The 17911-nt window shown below is 36.6% G+C and carries 24 protein-coding genes and 1 riboswitch; of the genes, 12 read left to right on the plus strand and 12 right to left on the minus strand.

Annotation, left to right across the window (positions count from 1 at the left end):
- Window positions 1–25: 25 nt before the first annotated feature.
- On the minus strand, window positions 26–817 hold the full coding sequence (locus T479_RS21275; RefSeq protein WP_025220786.1) for a DUF2268 domain-containing putative Zn-dependent protease: 792 nt from the start codon (window positions 815–817) through the stop codon (window positions 26–28).
- Window positions 818–926: 109 nt separating this feature from the next.
- Here T479_RS21275 and T479_RS21280 point away from each other — a divergent pair, with 109 nt between their 5' ends.
- Window positions 927–1193 (plus strand): hypothetical protein, encoded by a 267-nt coding sequence (locus T479_RS21280; RefSeq protein WP_024364000.1) that lies wholly within the window; start codon window positions 927–929, stop codon window positions 1191–1193.
- Between the two features lie 74 nt (window positions 1194–1267).
- Here the strand turns inward: T479_RS21280 and T479_RS21285 are convergent, their stop codons facing one another.
- Window positions 1268–1960: a polysaccharide deacetylase family protein gene (locus T479_RS21285; RefSeq protein ID WP_227665478.1), complete on the minus strand. Its 693-nt coding sequence runs from the start codon at window positions 1958–1960 to the stop codon at window positions 1268–1270.
- Window positions 1961–2371: 411 nt separating this feature from the next.
- Between T479_RS21285 and T479_RS24250 the strand changes: the two genes are divergently transcribed.
- The 4 genes from T479_RS24250 to T479_RS21300 all read left to right on the plus strand — a co-directional run bounded on the left by T479_RS24250 (window position 2372) and on the right by T479_RS21300 (window position 4119).
- A complete protein-coding gene (locus T479_RS24250; protein WP_255313814.1) occupies window positions 2372–2494 on the plus strand; it encodes a hypothetical protein in 123 nt (40 codons plus the stop codon).
- Between the two features lie 229 nt (window positions 2495–2723).
- The gene (locus T479_RS21290; RefSeq protein ID WP_024364002.1) at window positions 2724–3026 is read left to right on the plus strand and encodes a YunC family protein; all 303 of its coding nucleotides are present in this window, start codon (window positions 2724–2726) and stop codon (window positions 3024–3026) included.
- 33 nt (window positions 3027–3059) lie between these two features.
- Window positions 3060–3710: an SIMPL domain-containing protein gene (locus T479_RS21295; RefSeq protein WP_025220787.1), complete on the plus strand. Its 651-nt coding sequence runs from the start codon at window positions 3060–3062 to the stop codon at window positions 3708–3710.
- A gap of 154 nt (window positions 3711–3864) precedes the next feature.
- Window positions 3865–4119 carry a hypothetical protein gene (locus tag T479_RS21300; RefSeq protein WP_024364004.1) on the plus strand — a complete coding sequence of 85 codons (255 nt, stop codon included), beginning with the start codon at window positions 3865–3867 and terminating at the stop codon, window positions 4117–4119.
- 83 nt (window positions 4120–4202) lie between these two features.
- Here the strand turns inward: T479_RS21300 and T479_RS23410 are convergent, their stop codons facing one another.
- The 3 genes from T479_RS23410 to T479_RS21310 all read right to left on the minus strand — a co-directional run bounded on the left by T479_RS23410 (window position 4203) and on the right by T479_RS21310 (window position 5566).
- A complete protein-coding gene (locus T479_RS23410) occupies window positions 4203–4361 on the minus strand; it encodes a DUF1540 domain-containing protein (RefSeq protein WP_069508156.1) in 159 nt (52 codons plus the stop codon).
- 104 nt (window positions 4362–4465) lie between these two features.
- Entirely contained in the window at window positions 4466–5080 is a 615-nt protein-coding gene (locus T479_RS23050) for a methyltransferase domain-containing protein (protein WP_025220788.1), read from the minus strand.
- Window positions 5081–5125: 45 nt separating this feature from the next.
- Window positions 5126–5566 (minus strand): VOC family protein, encoded by a 441-nt coding sequence (locus tag T479_RS21310; RefSeq protein ID WP_025220789.1) that lies wholly within the window; start codon window positions 5564–5566, stop codon window positions 5126–5128.
- Window positions 5567–5729: 163 nt separating this feature from the next.
- Here T479_RS21310 and T479_RS21315 point away from each other — a divergent pair, with 163 nt between their 5' ends.
- Window positions 5730–6146, plus strand: a complete 417-nt coding sequence (locus tag T479_RS21315) for a YuzC family spore coat inner layer protein (protein WP_227665388.1) — start codon at window positions 5730–5732, stop codon at window positions 6144–6146.
- Between the two features lie 263 nt (window positions 6147–6409).
- Here the strand turns inward: T479_RS21315 and T479_RS23415 are convergent, their stop codons facing one another.
- Entirely contained in the window at window positions 6410–6568 is a 159-nt protein-coding gene (locus tag T479_RS23415; RefSeq protein WP_069508162.1) for a DUF1540 domain-containing protein, read from the minus strand.
- 429 nt (window positions 6569–6997) lie between these two features.
- Window positions 6998–7096, plus strand: a riboswitch (SAM riboswitch).
- A 93-nt stretch (window positions 7097–7189) separates the two neighbouring features.
- Here T479_RS23415 and T479_RS21320 point away from each other — a divergent pair.
- Window positions 7190–7927 (plus strand): cyclase family protein, encoded by a 738-nt coding sequence (locus T479_RS21320; RefSeq protein ID WP_025220791.1) that lies wholly within the window; start codon window positions 7190–7192, stop codon window positions 7925–7927.
- Window positions 7928–8219: 292 nt separating this feature from the next.
- Here T479_RS21320 and T479_RS21325 read toward each other — a convergent pair whose 3' ends face one another.
- Window positions 8220–8993: a Cof-type HAD-IIB family hydrolase gene (locus T479_RS21325; RefSeq protein WP_025220792.1), complete on the minus strand. Its 774-nt coding sequence runs from the start codon at window positions 8991–8993 to the stop codon at window positions 8220–8222.
- A gap of 475 nt (window positions 8994–9468) precedes the next feature.
- Between T479_RS21325 and T479_RS21330 the strand changes: the two genes are divergently transcribed.
- Together T479_RS21330 and T479_RS21335 are read left to right on the plus strand one after the other, a co-directional pair.
- Window positions 9469–10161 (plus strand): DUF2225 domain-containing protein, encoded by a 693-nt coding sequence (locus tag T479_RS21330; protein WP_024364009.1) that lies wholly within the window; start codon window positions 9469–9471, stop codon window positions 10159–10161.
- Window positions 10162–10183: 22 nt separating this feature from the next.
- On the plus strand, window positions 10184–10537 hold the full coding sequence (locus T479_RS21335; RefSeq protein ID WP_024364010.1) for a hypothetical protein: 354 nt from the start codon (window positions 10184–10186) through the stop codon (window positions 10535–10537).
- A gap of 106 nt (window positions 10538–10643) precedes the next feature.
- Here T479_RS21335 and T479_RS21340 read toward each other — a convergent pair whose 3' ends face one another.
- Window positions 10644–11477 carry a MerR family transcriptional regulator gene (locus T479_RS21340; RefSeq protein ID WP_024364011.1) on the minus strand — a complete coding sequence of 278 codons (834 nt, stop codon included), beginning with the start codon at window positions 11475–11477 and terminating at the stop codon, window positions 10644–10646.
- Window positions 11478–11561: 84 nt separating this feature from the next.
- On the opposite strand from T479_RS21340, the gene T479_RS21345 reads away from it, so the two are divergent.
- Both T479_RS21345 and T479_RS21350 read left to right on the plus strand, forming a co-directional pair.
- Window positions 11562–12029 carry a GNAT family N-acetyltransferase gene (locus tag T479_RS21345; protein WP_024364012.1) on the plus strand — a complete coding sequence of 156 codons (468 nt, stop codon included), beginning with the start codon at window positions 11562–11564 and terminating at the stop codon, window positions 12027–12029.
- Complete coding sequence (locus tag T479_RS21350; RefSeq protein WP_025220793.1) at window positions 12016–13350, plus strand: MATE family efflux transporter; 1335 nt, start codon at window positions 12016–12018, stop codon at window positions 13348–13350. Before T479_RS21345 ends, T479_RS21350 begins: the two co-directional genes overlap by 14 nt.
- 116 nt (window positions 13351–13466) lie before the next feature.
- Here the strand turns inward: T479_RS21350 and T479_RS21355 are convergent, their stop codons facing one another.
- Window positions 13467–14510, minus strand: coding sequence for an AI-2E family transporter (locus tag T479_RS21355; RefSeq protein WP_024364014.1), 1044 nt, complete (start codon window positions 14508–14510; stop codon window positions 13467–13469).
- A 419-nt stretch (window positions 14511–14929) separates the two neighbouring features.
- Between T479_RS21355 and T479_RS21360 the strand changes: the two genes are divergently transcribed.
- Window positions 14930–15322, plus strand: a complete 393-nt coding sequence (locus tag T479_RS21360; RefSeq protein ID WP_025220794.1) for a RidA family protein — start codon at window positions 14930–14932, stop codon at window positions 15320–15322.
- A 117-nt stretch (window positions 15323–15439) separates the two neighbouring features.
- Here T479_RS21360 and T479_RS21365 read toward each other — a convergent pair whose 3' ends face one another.
- The 3 genes from T479_RS21365 to T479_RS21375 form a co-directional block, all read right to left on the minus strand.
- Window positions 15440–16048, minus strand: a complete 609-nt coding sequence (locus tag T479_RS21365) for a flavin reductase family protein (RefSeq protein WP_025220795.1) — start codon at window positions 16046–16048, stop codon at window positions 15440–15442.
- Window positions 16049–16063: 15 nt separating this feature from the next.
- Window positions 16064–17005, minus strand: a complete 942-nt coding sequence (locus T479_RS21370; RefSeq protein WP_025220796.1) for a ring-cleaving dioxygenase — start codon at window positions 17003–17005, stop codon at window positions 16064–16066.
- Between the two features lie 271 nt (window positions 17006–17276).
- A complete protein-coding gene (locus tag T479_RS21375; protein WP_025220797.1) occupies window positions 17277–17840 on the minus strand; it encodes a cupin domain-containing protein in 564 nt (187 codons plus the stop codon).
- Window positions 17841–17911 lie beyond the last annotated feature (71 nt).

Genomic DNA, 17911 nt, shown 5'->3' on the forward strand with positions numbered 1-17911 from the left:
TTGTGTATCGACAACTGGTTTTTAGTTATACCGAAAATATAGAACCCTTAAGTATTTCTTCAGAATGTTTTTCATGTAACTTATTTGATGCATGCTTTTGTATATATGTTCGGACCATTTCATAACCAATACAGTATCCTATATGTGAAGGAAGCCTCCCACCATATAAAAACTCAATATGATGATCTAAACCTTTAACATTCATGTTAGGCAAAAAGTATGTCTTCCATATAGCTAACATTTTGTCCGTAGAATAATCTTTCAACCAAGGCGCTAACCATTTGGCACCGTATAATTCCTCCACTGCACATTCCGCTAAGCCCTCTATAATTAATGAATCTAATAGCGTTACTTCCTCTAATGATTTGTTTAAGTAGTGCAGTCGACAAACATGATTATACTCATGTGCAAATAACGCCTGTAACTCTTGCCTTTCTAATTCTCCTATAAATAAAAATAGAGCATCTGGATAGGCAACTCCATTTTTATTTGTGACGCTTTGCTCCTGTGTTAGAGGAAAAATATAGATGGGTATATCAGGCCCGCTCCATTTCTTCTTTAAATAGAACAATTCCTCTCGTATAATTTGCCAAGCATTTTGCGCTTGCAGGCTTTTTATATCGATATTTTCATGCGCTCGAAACAACCCTTGTTGTTGTAGTTCAAATTGGATTTGTTGTGGCGTTCCACCTTTAAAATGGTCTAGTAATCGGCTACAAAGAATCGTACATTGTAAATCTTCAAACTCTCTACTATGCTTCAATTTTCGACTAGTTTTGAACTCATGTAGCCAATCATCTGTTGATATTACCGACATTCACGCACCCCCTTACGATAGCTTATGTTTCCAATAGACAATCGGCTAGTGATAAATGTATGCAACGGCATATATTAACTTGTAAGGACGTAGAAAGGAGGAGATTCTTGTGAATCCAACTGATTGTTATAATCTTTGCTGTAAATATCACGGTAAACGTGTAAGAATTACTGACACATCTGGCAATGTTCATGTTGGAAAAATAACGAAAGTGGATAGAAAACAGGTATGGGTTCTACCTGATAGACAATATAGAGGATACGGCTTAGGTCTTTGGGGTTGGGGATTTAGACCAGGATTTGGCGCTGGACTTGGCATTGGTTTTGCATTTGGAGCAATTGCTGGTATTGCGTTGGCACCTTTATTATTTTTCTAATCTATAAATACCTAGAATATCCGCTTCTTATAGAGAAAAATAAGCCATTTCAATATAATGAAATGGCTTATTTTTTATTGAATTTTCTCTTGTTGCTGCTTTTTTTCAATTAATTCTGATACTGTTACAAATGTATAGCCCTGTTTTTTTAAGGTTGGTATGATTTCTTCTAGGGCTTTAATCGTTTGAGTGCGGTTGCCGCCTCCATCATGAAACAAAATCACATCTCCTGGTTTTGTTCCTCCTAACACCTTTTGGACGATTTTATTCGCCCCTGGCTCTTTCCAATCCTGTGTATCTTGATGCCAAGACCACATGACTACTTTATAACCGTTGTTTACAGCAGTATTGATCATCTTTTCAGTATAATTGCCACCCACAGGACGGAATAAAACAGGAGAAAAGCCAGTAATACTATAAATCATCTGGTTTGTCTGCCTTAGTTCTTCCTGTAAATCAGGAATTGAAACTTTATACGGGTGAGAGTACGTATGATTGGCTAATTCATGGCCCTCTTTATAAGTTCGTGAAACAAGCTCTGGATACTTTTCTGCATTTTGACCAATAATAAAAAATGTAGCCTTTGCTTCATACTTAGCTAAAGTATCTAGTATTTTTGCGGTGTATTTTGGATGTGGACCATCGTCAAAAGTTAAGGCAACGATTTTATCCTTTGTATCTATATCCCAAACAACTTCACCAGTCTTCTCATATTCACTACGTCCTTTTTCTGCAGAGGTACGCATGTCTGTTAAACATATCGACATGAATAATAAGCAAACCGTCAAAAACAATACATTTTTACGTATCACAGTATCACCTCCCATGTTTCATTCGCATATTTCAGCTCATCTTACTATTTACGAAAGCCGCTAAATTATACTATTGAGGTGCTACCTGTTTTTACTTAAACCCTTTAAAAAGATATGTTAAAAAACCAATTAACAAACAATTTCTTCATCATTCACAGTTTTTTACTTAAATTTATTTCGCCCACCTTTATTTTTAAATAATTTTCATTTACGCAACGTCAAATTTTGAACGAAATGTGAAACCTTTCATTTAGCCCTTTATTTTTTTGAAAATCAGTGTAAAATAAAGGGCATAACTGATATATAACAATTATTCAAAATAACACAACTGTTATACTACAAATTGACAACAAAGGGGATTTTACAATGTGGGTTATTACTGTTTTTGAGCAAGATACATTCCGTATGTTCGAGTACACTACGCAAGATGAGGCTAAATTAGCGTTAAAAAATATAAAACAAACAGCTATGCTTTCATATACAAAATAATCAGTGCCTGACACTGACACAATTTATCTATTGAGAAATTAAAATCCACGTAGCTTTCTGCAAAAATGCACCCTACGTAAGACGCAACAGGCCTCACGCTAGCGAAGGTTGCGGCTTACTTCGTGCACGCAAAAGCGCAGTGGATTTTTTTCGCTTTAGAATTTTAGTAGAAATATTGAACACCTTTTTATCTATTGCCATATGTATAGAGAGAAAAGGAGTGATGTTCATGGTGACAATTGAACCTATTATGATTAAAGGTCATTTTTTCACTGCTGTGATTGTGCATTTACCAAAAACAACGTTATTAACTATATCTAATGATACAGGCTACATCATGTGTGGTGCATTAGATGTCGGTCTTTTAAATAGTCGCTTATTAGATCGAAAAATTGTGGCAGGTCGAGCGGTTGGCGTGAAGACGATAGATGAGCTATTAACCGCCCCTCTTGAATCTGTTACATTTGAAGCGGAGCAACTAGGTATATTTGCAGGAATGACTGGTGTAGAAGCATTGTTAAAAATGATTTAACATGCTAGAAACCAGTCGGGAGGTGGGATTCAAATGTATTACACACATGCCCAGGCACAAGTACCCCACACATCACGAGTAATGACTGTTAGCGGAAATGGAAAAGTAGTCGCTAACGCTAGTTATGTCCAGCTTCAAATAGAGGTCACGACACAAGGCGAAAGTGTAAAACAAGCGCAGCACCAAAATGCTAGCTCTATGAATCGTGTTATTCATGCTCTTTTGGCGTTATCTATCCCAAGAGAAAACATTCAGACCGCCACCTATACGATTACACCTATTTATGATTATGTAGAAGGTAAACAAATGTTTAAAGGCTATGAAGTAGTAAATGCTATCACGGTAAAAATACCTGATACCAATCTAGTAGGAGCTGTTATTGATACAGCTGTCGAAAATGGTGCAAATCAGATTTCCTCCATCCAATTTAAAATTGAGCATGCGGATGAATACTATCAGCAGGCTCTCAGCTTAGCACTTCATAATGCACAAATGAAGGCGAAAACAATCGCTCAAACGATGCACTTATCTGTACAGCCACAACCGATTGAAATCATCGAAGAAAACGATCATGCCCCTGTGCTTTATAAATCAATGGCAATGGCTGATTCATCTATGACAACCCCCATTGAGCAAGGTCAACTAACCATTAGTGCAGCTGTTCGCGTTACATTTCAATACTAAAAAACAAAGCCAGACTCCATTTGATGAAGTCTGGCTTTTTCCTTGTCTTGTTATGTGTGCCATATACGTTCAAGCGAAAGTAATCACTCATGAACTGTAAACGACCTTCATATATTTATTGAGTGTAAAAAGTTGCTGTTTAAAGGAGGATATGATGCAAGCTGAAAACAAACGCCTGCGAATAATTCAACATCTTGCTCATGAAATTATGGATGAAATGAACACTAGGAAAGAACCAATGGAGCTTGATACATTAATTCCTGTGATTGATAATTTATCGCGCGCCATTGGTGACTTAACGGATGCATTTGGCAATTATTCATTGGATTATGTAGAGGAAAAAGTAAAAAATGCACATACCCTATTGTTCAAGAGAGACAAAATAGATATGTACCAATTACGACATTAGAAAATTTCCGCCATCGCAAAAAGTGTTAGAATGACCTCAATCAATCTAACACTTTTTCTCTTGTGCCCCGGCTTCTACCGTCCTTAATGCTCTTCAGGTGTAAATGTTTTGCAATCTGTTTCTTCACTATTGGATGCCTGCTGACCCTTTTGACTAACAACGTAAATAGCTTCTGCCGTACATTTGTTTCCAGAGCCCCAATACGTGCAGTTATTGACTTCACATAAAATCTGTTGTGCCATCGTATCACACCTCCTCTTTTGTTATCCTTAACAAAATTGGTGTATTCAATACTTCAGCTAAGAAATAAACCCAAAATTAACCTAAAGTAAAACTATCACTGTATTTACAATGCTCTTTTTATAGCGACTAGTTTATTGGCTGCGTGACAATGTCTTATATTATTTTCATGCTGATCTTCAAATTGATAGGAGCGATAAAATGCAATGGACCATTGCTCGTATAATTCTCTAATCTCACCTTCTTGACATATGCCTTTGACAAACGGTGCTAAATCTTCTGGAATGTCAACTTCGTCTGTAAATACAGTAATAATATTGATGCCCTCTATCTTGGTATAATGTTGCATTAACTGAATAATGCGATGCCAATCTTCGCGCGCTAAAAAATGAAATAGGCCATGTGAAATGATGCAATCATACGTATCGCTAAACTGATATGTAGTAATATCTTGAACATCTGCCTGTAAATTATGTAGCTGGTGCGACGCTTTGTATCTATTTATTTTAGCAATACCTGCCTCTGAAATATCAATGGCTTCTACCTTAAACCCCAGCTGTGCTAAATAAACGGCATGTCTACCATCGCCACATCCTATATCTAAAATGCGTGCATCCGCTGGTAATTTTTTTGCCCATTCCACTACTTCCTCACTAGGATTACCAAAAGCGAAATGCGTATCTGCTAAGTACTCTTTCTCCCAAAATGGTTGCTGCACCATCTCAACCCCTCTGTCCAACTAGTTAAATTTTACGCACGCTATTTATTATTTAATAATTAACATATCTGTTTCATCAAATTCCCACGTATCTCCATATGCAACTTCCCAATAATAACCGTTGGGATCTTGGAAATAACCGCTATACCCTCCCCAAAACACCGTTTCAGGCTCTTTGACAATGTTTGCTCCAGCTTTTTTTGCTAGGGAAAAGATTGCATCGACTTCTTCTTTAGATTTTCCATTATAGGCAAGCGTAAAGCCCGTAAAGTCGGTGCCTGCTTTTGGTGGGTTTTCTTCATTTATATCCTTTGCTAATCGTTCTATAGGAAATAGAGAAATTTTTGTTCCTCCATTATTGAAGAAAATCACATCAGGATTTGTTTCATCTCCATAGACAACCACCTCAAAACCAAGCCCTTCACGATAAAATGCAAGCGACTCAACCATACTTTTTACACCCAATGTAATTAAATTTAAACGATTCATGCAATAACCCCCTTTTCTCAATATCTATTACTTATTCTATTTTTTTCTTTAATTCCCTTTAATGCAAATCATTATATATGCCTTATGCTCTGTCTTGAAAGAAGAACAGCCTCACACAAAACGTTATGTAACTACATAAGATACATAAGAGATTAGCAAATGGATGGGAGGAAATCCGCTGTATTACAATCCTTATCCGTATTATGTTTATAACCATTATCCAGATTGGGGAATGTCTATCCCACCTACACCCCATCATGTCCCTAGACAACTTGCCATGCCTACCACGACAACAAGCCCTTATCCGCCTATTAATACCATAAAGTTAAAGACGTCAGCAAAAGGGATGCAAACAATTATGCAACAAGTGCAATTACTGACAGAGAAAATTGAGGGTTCTGATCAATTTGCACATGATCTTAAAAACGCCGCACAGCTATCCAATCAAGATGAAGTCCAAAAACTTATTTCTTCTGCTGGAATTACAACGAAGTTTGAAGCGAAATATACGCCAGATAATATTCGTATTGTTTTGAGAGAAGGTGGGTGTTGTAGTTTAGCGTTAGTGTTATATTGGTGACTAAGAGACTTGCTATTTTCGTATCTATATATTCCGACAGAACTTATAAACTATAGATGGTTATGCTAAAGTAGCTGGTATCACTCATTGGATTATGTGGGGTAAAAAGAAAAAATGCACCTACCCTATTGTTCAAATAGATATAACCAATTACGACATTTGAAAACATCCTCCGTAGCATACATTAACGCAAAGCAAAAAAGTGTTAGATTGATTGTCGTCAATCTAACACTTTTTCTCTTGTGCCCCGGCTTCTACCGGCCTTAATGCTCTTCAGGTGTAAATGTTTTGCATCCTGTTTCTTCACTATTGGATGCCCGCTGACCTTTTTGACTAACAACGTAAATAGCCTCTGCAGTACATTTGTTTCCTGAACCCCAATACGTGCAGTTATTGACTTCACATAGAATCTGTTGTGCCATCGTATCACACCCCCCTCAAATCTATTTAAAATTATTCTAAATAATCACAGATAACATTTCAATAATTAAGCTAAAAATCAGGGTTATTTAACTACAATTTTCAAAATAATGCAAAATAAATATATTTACCGAATTATTAATTATTATATAAGATTTATATTAATTTGCTGATATTTCAAATTATTTGATATTTACTGACTATTGACACGTACATTATTTTTATATCTCAAGGCATTCAAATATCTACTATATAGTTCCCACTAAAAAAGCACCCCGCATAGTCCTTGCAAGTGGATGGGGAAAATCCGCTGTGTGACAATCCTTATCTATATTGCTATATTTATATCCATATATTCCTATAGAACTTGTAAACTATAGATGATTATGCTAAAGTAGTTGGTATTACTAATTCTGAAAATTCATATATTTTTCTTATCAAGAGAGATGGAGGGATTGGCCCTATGAAGTCTCAGCAACCAGTCTAAGGCATGGTGCTAATTCCAAGTGCGAGATTCGAAAAGATGAGAAGATTGACTTCAGTTACATGAGAGTCCTCTACTACAAGTAGGGCTCTTTTTGTTTTTTTACACTACACATAGTCAGAGAAAGCGGGGAATAAAAATGACAAATGAACTTTTACAAGCACTGCAACTATTAAAATCAAAACAATGGGTTGACTTAACACATACTTTCGGACCTAACTCGCCACATTTCTTTATGTTTGATGATGCGAAGTTTGAAACGTTATTTTCCCATGATGATGGTTTCTTTGCACAACAATTTACGTTTCCCGGGCAATATGGTACACATATTGATCCACCCATTCACTTTGTTTCAGATGCACGCTACTTGGATGAATTAGCATTAAAAGAACTTGTTCTTCCACTTATTGTGATTGATAAGTCCAAGGAGGCCGCTTCGAACTATGATTTCACTTTAAGTGTACAAGATATACTCAACTTCGAAGCGGAATATGGAAAGATTGAAGCAGGAACATTTGTGGCACTGCGAACTGATTGGAGTAAACGCTGGCCGGATAAAGAATTATTTAGTAATAAAGACAAGGATGGTCACAACCATATTCCAGGTTGGGGATTAGAAGCTTTAACGTTTTTATTTACAGAAAGAAATATAAGTGCCATTGGTCATGAAACGTTTGATACAGATTCAGCGGCTGATTTCCGTAAAAATGGTACGTTAAATGGCGAATACTTCGTACTGGATCAGGATACATACCAAATTGAGCTAATGACAAACTTAGACAAACTACCACCAAAGGGGGCAGTCATTTTCAATATTGTGCCAAAGCCTGAAAAAGCATCTGGCTTCCCCGTACGCTCATTTGCTATTTTGCCTTAGTTACAAAAAAGCTGGGGCAAACTTAAAAAATTTAAGGAACAGAAGAAAGGTGTTCATAAATTTTGGCTATCAAACCTGCGCGTTAGCGAGGGTTACGACTTACTGTGCTGAGCGGAAAGCACCGCCGAAGCGGACAACAACGGTTCAACAAAAAAGTGTTAGATTGATTGTCAATCTAACACTTTTTCTTTGTATGTAGATATCTACTACCCTCACTTCCTGCGGGGCTTTTTTCTCTCCATGTTCATCCCGCTAGAGTCGCCATTACCAATAGCAAAGATGGCATTTCTTTTTAGATCAACTGTAGTTTGCGCAAGGCGTAATCAATGCCGCCTTTATTCGATGCCATCGTGACCTCATCCGCAATATTTTTTAAGGCTACACTTCCATTGCCCATTGCAATACCATATCCAACTTGCTTTAGCATATCTATATCATTATCTCCATCCCCAAAAGCAATCGCCTCTTTTGGATGTAAATTGAAATAACTAAGTACAGCTTCAACAGCAATTGCTTTTGATACATCCTCTTGTAAAACATTCGTAATCATAGGATGCCATCTTTCAAACTTCAAATTTGGAAATTGTGTTCTATACTTTTTCTCTACCTGTTCATTTACATATAAACACATTAAGTAAACTTGCTCATTTAAAATATTTTTATTGACGGGCGGATATTGTCTTAAAGACAATGTCTCATTCATTGCCTTTAGTGTTGCAGGGTGCTGCACACTATTCATCGATAATTGTTCAGTGAAAAATGACAGGCTATTTTGATGGTCGTCAGCAAAAGCTTTAACACTTTGTACAATAGTTTGAGCGATGGGGCTGGCATAGATGATTTGGTCTCCGTGCCGAACATAAGCACCATTCGCCGTAATAAATGTATCAATACCCAATTTACGTAAGTCCTGACACATAGATAGTGGTCTACCAGTTGCAGCGACTAATCGAATCCCTTTGTTTTTTAGTGTATGTAAAGCATTCTTGGTACTACTTTCAATACAACCATCCTCATAATTGATCAATGTACCATCTACATCAAAAAAGACGATTTTGCAGTCCATACATGTATGCGCTCCTTTTAAATTAACTATCAATAATTTCAATTATTTTACACCAAAAAGAGCATAACCGAAACATCCTTAATCTTTTTAGCCGTTCACAAAGTTACTTTATATTCAGCATATTAATGAATAGTAAAATTATCCTACATGTATTATAATAAACCTACTAAAAGATGAATAACAAAAAGCTCTCTAGGTATGTCTGACGTAATTTTAACAATGTAGGCATAACTATTTAACTTTTCCACATATACCACCGATACATACTATTGCTAGTGTATTTAAACTAACATTCTCTTTACATAAAAATAAAACCATTCATTTGACACTACTTTAATAATGCTAAAGGATTATATCAAAAAACATAGAATTGCTAAAATAGTCGAAAATCCATTAAATATATTGAACGAGTGTTATGTCCATTTAAGTAGAACTAAAGAAATGTTAAAAACTCGACACAGAGGAGTTGATTCATATGGGTTTTAATATTTACTACTACGAAAGTAATGTGGATTGCAAATTTTGTAAAAAGCAATATACAACATATAAAGTACGTCCGAATCGTTATAAAGTAGTCGAAGAACAAACGGATTTTATGCCTGTTTATGAAGGTTTAAATCCATTGCTGTATGAAGTTGCTGTATGCCCACATTGCGGATATGCCTACCATAAATCTATGACGAGAACTTACGGACCTTTCATGCTACTAATCGACGAACTATATATTAAAGAACTACAAAAGCCCATGAACATCTGTCAAGAACGGACTATCGAAGATGCTATCATAAGCTACAAATTAGCCTACCTCGTTGCAAAAGCTTCTATGGAAGAAGCACTATTAATGGCTAATATCGCACTGAAAATAGCCTGGCTTTACCGTTTAAAAAATGAAAGCGAATCTGAAATTCACTATTTATATGCTGCGAGAGATTTTTACAGTAAATCTTTTGCATCCAATCAAGAAGGCAGCGAGCGAATTCTATATTTACATGCAGAATTAAGCCTTCGCCTCGGTGATATTGGAGAAGCCAAAAAAGGATTCTCCCGCTTGATTGGGGATCGCAGTGTTTCAAATAAATATCGAAAATTAGCACGCAATCGTTGGGAAAACTACAAATATGACGAACACCCTCACAATGTCATTGAAAATAAAGAAATCATTAAATAACTAGATAAAGGAGAGGAATAAAATGCTACTTTTCGAAAAAAAAATAGACGCTCGAGAAGAGGATATTTTCTCGGAATTACATCATTTTTTACTACGGAAAAATAATCGTCAATTAACAAATGATGAAATTGTTGCATTAACAGGTATTTCATCTGACTTACTATATAAATGGGTAAAGACAGGAAAATTAAAAACATCTATCTTCCCTAATCTTGGTGCACCATGTGAACGTTGCGGTAAAATTACACAAGCTAAAATTTGTGTTAACTGTGCCTCAACCATCGTTAATACTTTAAAACAAGAAGAAAAAGACGAAGCATGGTTTAATAAAATTCAACGCAACAATCCAAGAGCGAACGCTTACCATTACAAATAAACTCGCATGCAACTGCTAAGGGCTTTTACATATAAAAAGAATCTACTCACTTTGCGGGTCAGCGGCCGCAGTGTCGTAGATTCTTTTTATGTAAGCAGCCATTATGCTAGTTCGCCTTTTTTGTTATTTCCATCATAATTTTTGTTACATACTCTTCTTCTCGATTTTTAATCACCGCATCATAAATATATTCCTCATATACATACTGCCCCAGCTCGTAGCCTCTTTCAGCCATAACCTTAAATAAACGTTCGTACGTTTGTCCAAGTTCTGTTGATAACCCGAGATGATAGCCAATAATAAAGTCCCCTTCAATCGCCTTAAAATAAGGATGCCCTTCCTGCGGATGTGGTTGCTCCATATACAAGTAACAATAATTATCATAGTTCCCTGCTAAAACTTGCTCTCTTCTAGTAATGCCACCAATCGGATAACCTGTATCAAGCTGCGAGCGATCCAATTCATCAATAAAATCCGAGACCGCCTTAACAAACTGTTCTTCAGTGGAATCTTCAATATTTTTACTTAAATACAATGTTTCCTCTGGAAAATGACCAATCGTAATACTATCAAAATCTGTCTGCAAGGCGTCCTCTGTTGTTTCAATTTTCACTTCTATAATACTCTCTATCATTTCGAGCTCTTGCCGCTTCTTTGCTACAAGCGCTTTTTGCTGATGCATTAACTCTAAAAAATTTTCAGGTGATTTATCTGCCATATACTTTTGAATATCTTTTAACGACATACCGACTGTCTTTAACAATTCGATGACGCTAAAAAAATCATACTGGGCAATTGTATAATAACGATAATCTTTATGATCTTTCATAATAGGTGATAACAGGCCGATTTGATCATAGTAAATCAGTGTTTGTTTATTAACCTTACACAGTTTGGCAAATTCACCAGTTGTAAAATATTTTACATTTTTATTAAGCATTTTAAATTTCCTTTCTTGACTATATAGTTACTATATACTTTAGATTGTAGCTATCCACAATAAATTTAGAAAGGTTTTGACATTATGTTCACGGAAATACGTGACATCACAGCTTTAAACAAACAAAACGTATTAGCATTACACATTGCTGCTAATCAGCAGGACTTTATTGAAACGACACAGCAATGCCTAGACGAAGCAGCGTCTGACCAACGCTTTATACCCGTTGGCTTATATAGGGAGGATACCGTAGTCGGCTTCGCAATGTATGGTCTGTTTCCTCATGAGGATGGATCACAGCGAGTATGGCTTGACCGTTATTTAATCGATGAACGTTATCAGCATAAAGGGCTCGGAAAATACTTTTTGCAACAGCTAATCGATTTTTTACAGGCAACATACAATTGCGAAAAAATATTTTTAAGTGTTTATGACAACAATAAAGTAGCCATTCATCTCTATCAACTATTTGGGTTCGTCTTTAATGGGGAACTCGATGAAAAGGGCGAAAAAGTAATGGTAAGAGAGGTACGTACTCATGACGACCATTAATCCAATTGAAACAAGACCCTTAAGACCATTATTTCTTTCTTATTTATTCCCAGCGATGATTGGTATGCTACTGATGTCAGTAAATATTTTAGTCGATGGTATTTTTGTCAGTCATGGCGTTGGCCCAACTGCTCTAGCAGGCGTCAATATTGCTGTGCCGATTTTCTCCATCTTATTATCCATATCTCTGTGGATTGGTATGGGCGGTGCAACATTGTACTCCATTTCACTTGGAGAAGGTAATAAAAAACGCGCACATCAACTTTTTACACTTTCGTTTACAACGATGCTGGCGGTAGTTTTAACTTTAGTGCTACTACTTTTATTAAATTTAAAGGAAATTGCCTATATTTTTGGGGCAAGTGATGTGACTTATCCTTATGTCCAAGAATACTTGCATGTCATTTTGATATTCGGTGTCTTTTACACAATCGAAAATTTATTAAGCATTTTCATCCGAAATGATGGAAACCCAAAGCTTGCTATGATGGGTTTAATCACAACATCCATTTTAAATATCCTTTTAAACTACGTATTTATTTTCGTACTCCATTACGGCGTTAAGGGTTGCGCGTTAGCGACAGCAATCTCTACTATCATCGGCATGTCGGTACTATGTCTCCATTTCTTCCAAAAGCAGTCTGAATTAAAATTTGTCTCTACTTTTTTCAACGTATCCGATTTGAAAAAAATATTCGCCATTGGTTTACCTAGTTTTATTGTAGAAGCCTCTATGGCGTTAATCGTGATTTTATATAATGTGTCGTTTCTGCACTATTTAGGAGCAAACGGTGTGACAGCCTATGCAATGGTTAACTATATTCATACGGTATTATTAACTGTGTTCTTAGGCATTGGTATGGCACTCCAACCTCTAGTCAGTTACCACCACGGTGCCAGATTAAAAAAACGTTTACTCGAGCTTTTGAAGATCGGCTTAGCTACCGCTCTCATACTCGGTTTAAGCATTGCCATTATTGCGATGCTATTTCCTTCTCAATTAATGGAACTGTTTGGAGATAGTAAAATTGAAATTCGCACAATGGCAACACAAGGCTTTGTCCATTTTGCAATTGGCTACGTTTTCTTAGGTATGAATATGGTGCTTGCAGAATTTTTCCAATCAATTGAAAAAATTCGTCTTGCAACAACGATTATGTTACTACGCAGTATTATTTTATTTATTCCAGCACTCCTATTGCTACCTAAATTATTCGGCGCGCAAGCAATTTGGTGGACTTTCCCGGTTGCTGAAGGCATTACAGCATTGCTCATTCTCTTATTTATTAAAAGAAAGCCACGCGCGGTTTATTCAAACTAGTGGGTAAATTGTGTGCGTGCCTCCTTGTTGATTGTAGTGAGGGGTTGCTCGACTCCTGCGAGAACCGCAGGCACCAAAAAAGGAAGCATGCGCATAAAGCGATGCTTCCTTTTAGTTTACTTATGGTCATTGATAGCTACAGATCGTTGGGTTTCCTCCTCTAAAGACGTGACACCTAAAATATCGAGCAGGAACATAAACAATGGAATACCGATAATTAATCCCCATACCCCGAGGAATTGCTCCGAGAATAGGATGACGATAAATGTATAAAAAATAGGAAGATTTGTTTTGGCAGACATGAGCTTTGGATTTAAGAAATAAGCCTCAATCGCATGCAACACCACGACAATAATCAGAATGTAAGCAATGTACATCGGTCCACCGATGCTGTAAGCAATAATGCTTAGCGGTACCAATGAAATAATTACGCCTGCTACAGGAATTAAACCAAGAATAAAAAGCATGATTCCAAGTGCAATTAAGTGTGGGAAGCCCATAATAGAAAGAGCAATAACGGATAAAACACAGTTTACCGCAGCAATGATAAATTGCGCTTCAATTACTTTTCCAAAAGAACGAATAAATATTTTAGAAAAATATGTTAACTCGTCGTAAAGCGGACCGATTTTACTATCTTTAAATTTTGCAGTAAATTCAATAATTCGTTTCTTCTCCAAAAGGATGAACAAACTTAAAATAAGTGCAATGAACACGTGCAAAATGACTTTCCCAATGTTCGTTAAATTTTTTAACGTAAGGTCAACACCTTGTTCTAAATATTTTCCAAGTTCAATTTTCTCAAATGTCGGCGCCAAATATCTCGCAACCTCATTATCGTTCGGATTGAGATTAAAAGCTGCAATCAAATCAAAAAGCTGTGTAATTTGTTGGGTTACAACCGGCAAATACTTATAGATCACTGCAATAATAGCAGCTACAAGTAAGAGGTAAAGGGAGACAATCATCGCTTTTTCATTGATGGGTGCGATTCGTTTAAACTCTTTTGTCGCCTTAGTAGAAAGCTCATTCATTAAGTAGGTTATAATGAATGTCAGAAGAATAAGGTTAATCATACTCCGCATTAAATAAAGTGCAACAGCGATCCCAGCTAGAATAACAAAACGTTTAAATCCATTACTTCGAAAAAAATTACTCATGCATTCACTCCTTCTACAAAACGGCTTCGCTGCCTCTACTGCCAACTTACAGAACGCGAAATATATTAAGCAAGTAGACAAAATTATTAGTTATCAATATTTATCATTTTCATGGTCCTTTGAGTTTAGGGGGATAAAAACCTCTGTCTAGACAGCGTATTTCCATTACTCCGTTCAACAACCCTTTTTCAAGAAGTTCAATCTATTGTAAAATAGATTTTTTATACTTTTCGAATTAGAATGAAAGACAATACGATTAATGTGTATTGAAAGCTACATCAGCGTTATAGCCAAAATTTTAATAATTCTATTATACCCTTATAAACTATCATATCCAAAGCAACTTCTTTTGTTTTATGTTAATTTCAGTACGATATTTCAGAAGTATCTCCAAATTAGAATAGGTAAGGAATGATTCGATGAAAATCTCAAGAAATCCAAAGGAAATTCACCCGCCTGTAGCTCCATATGTACACCAAATTGAAATAACTGGCCCAAACAGATGGCTAACATTTTCAGGTCAAATCGGGATGGCGTTAGACGGAACTGTACCTGAAGATCCAATCATTCAATTGCAACTAGCGCTTAACAATATTAAAAAAAATCTTGAGTGTGCTGGCATGACTGTTGCAGATTTAACAAAGGTTGTATTTTATTTAGTTGGAGAATTTGACACAGCACAAAGAAAGCACGTGATGGGTGACTTTTTTGGTGATCACTGCCCTTGTATGACAATGGTATATGTAGTAGCACTTGCTTCGCCCATATTAAAAGTAGAAATTGATGCGTGGGCATGTCAGGAAATCGTATAAAAGGTGCAAAAGGATTTACCATTTAAGAAACAGGAAATGCTCGTGAATGGTTCGACTATTTTCTGTAGTAAGCCATTCACGAGCCATATATCTTTTCAAAAATTTTGCTTATTTACTTTATTGAGGGCGTTCTATGTCAAAAATATCGCCGATTTTTGCATAACTCGCTCCAGCTAATCGGCTTACTGCCTTGAATGCGCTAGCGTCTATTCGTCCTTCATGATAAATCACATCATCTAAATGAAATTGTACAATTTCACCAATAAACAAATCGCCTGTCTGCTGTTCTTTATTCATTAAAGGAACACTTTGTACTAAGCGACATTCCATTCGGACTTTCGCCTCTTTCACACCTGGAACAATTATTCGCTGACTGTCGATTACTGTAAAGTTAGCTCTTTCAATTTCACTCTCTGTTACCGGTAACGAAGCAGCTGTTTCATTTACCTGGTTAACATTGTCCTCATCTACAATATGCACTACAAATTGTTCTTGATACAAAATATGACGAGCGGTATCCTTTAAGCGCCCTGTTGCTCTTTGAATTGCAAGGGAAATCATCGGTGGATTCGATGATACGATATTAAAGTAACTAAACGGTGCGCCATTTATAATGCCCTGCTCGGACAAAGTCGTGACAAAGGCAACAGGTCTAGGAATAATGCTGCCAACTAATAATTTATAGTTTTCACGTTCTGTATTTTTCTTCGGATCAATCGAAATCAAATAACTCCCCCCTTTTTATTCATCTAATGAACGTACTTGAATCGGGATTAACGCGCTTTCTAACCGTTCTCGATGTTGTTCATATTGCAACGGTAACATTAATTGACTCCCCATTGTCTCCAATGTTTCATCATGCGCGAATCCTGGTGGATCTGTCGCAATTTCAAATAAAATTTCACCTGCTTCACGGAAATAAATAGCGTTAAAATAGTTACGATCCTTTACTTCCGTCACATGCTGCCCATGATTCATCACATGCTCTTGCCACGCTAAATGATCTGCATTATCCTTTGCTCTCCAAGCAATATGATGGACTGTGCCGACCCCCATGTGGCCTCGTACGCCTGATACCGTTTTTAAGTCTATAATATTTCCGATGTCAGCGCTTGATTTGAATCGAGCATATTCGCCTTCTGTTGCAATTTTTTCAAGCCCCATCACATCTACTAATACCTTTTCTGTTTCTTGTGGATGGCTTGAATAAAGCGTTGCACCTCCAAAACCTTTAATGGCAACTTCCGGTGTAACTTCACCAAATGTCCAATTATTTCGTTCACCTTCTGCACGAGCTACTAATTCAATATGAAGTCCATGTGGGTCATCAAATTGAACGACTTGTTCTCCAAAGCGTTCAGCTTTTTTAAATGGAACAGAAAATTTTGCAAGGCGATTAATCCAGAAAGGTAGTGCTCCTTCTGGTACAACGTATGTTGTTACACCAACTTGACCGTCGCCGATACGCCCTTGATAAGCATTCGGCCAAGGAAAGAACGTCATAATTGTTCCTGGCTTACCAGCATGGTTACCAAAATAAAGATGATACGTGCCTGGGTCGTCAAAGTTAACTGTTTGTTTTACTAACCGTAAACCTAAAATCCCCGCATAAAAATCAATATTCTCTTGTGGATGCCCTACAATAGCTGTGATGTGGTGAATTCCTTCTGTATGTTTGTTCATAGTAACAGTTCCCCTTCATATTCATAAATAAATTATTTTCTTTGTATATGTTTTCTAACTACGTGCAACTTCAAACTTCTAATTAGAGAATGCTTTGCACATTCGATTTAATTATCTCGAATTAATATATCTTGAATTCGAGATAATTATAACACGTAAATTTTAATTTCGTCAATATATCATCCAAAAATTGAGTTTAGCTTGGCATAGTAAAAGCAGAGCTGCTATACATCAACAACTCTGCTTCTACTATGAAAAATTATTATCGTGATTAATTGTGTTGACCATAGCCTCCGTGCGAAGCCATTGCATCCGCCTTTGTAGCATGGACAGTTCCGAATGGATGGTTAGGAGGAGCATAGATTGAAAACAGCTTTAATGGCACATTCCCTATATTGGTTAAATTATGCCAAGTTCCAGCAGGTATTACGATCGCGTAATCATCATGGACATTTTGTGTAAAGCTTAAATTTTCTTTACTCGACCCCATTTGCACAGTCCCATGCCCTTGTTCAATATAGACAAACTGATCGACATGTGGATGCATTTCTAAACCTACATCCTCACCTATATTGAGACTCATTAACGTAATTTGCAAATGGCTTCCTGTCCATAGAGCAGTACGGTACGTATTATTCCGCTTGGTTGCCTCCTCCATATTTACAACAAAAGGCTGTTGCCCATAATCGGTACTCATTTGACTGTTATTTCCGTTGACAGCTTGATATGGATAGGCACTATTCGGTAGTACTACTTCATATGGAACAGGCCAGTGAACAGACTGATTTCCATAGCTATACATTGGTATATTGGCATAATAAGGAGCATAGTACATTTTCTCAATCCTCTCACAGATTCTAAAATTATTCTATGCAACTTATTGTCAAAATGTACCCAATCGTAGGA

The sequence above is a fragment of the Lysinibacillus sphaericus genome (genome assembly GCF_000600105.1).
Taxonomy (GTDB): Bacteria; Bacillota; Bacilli; order Bacillales_A; family Planococcaceae; genus Lysinibacillus; species Lysinibacillus sphaericus.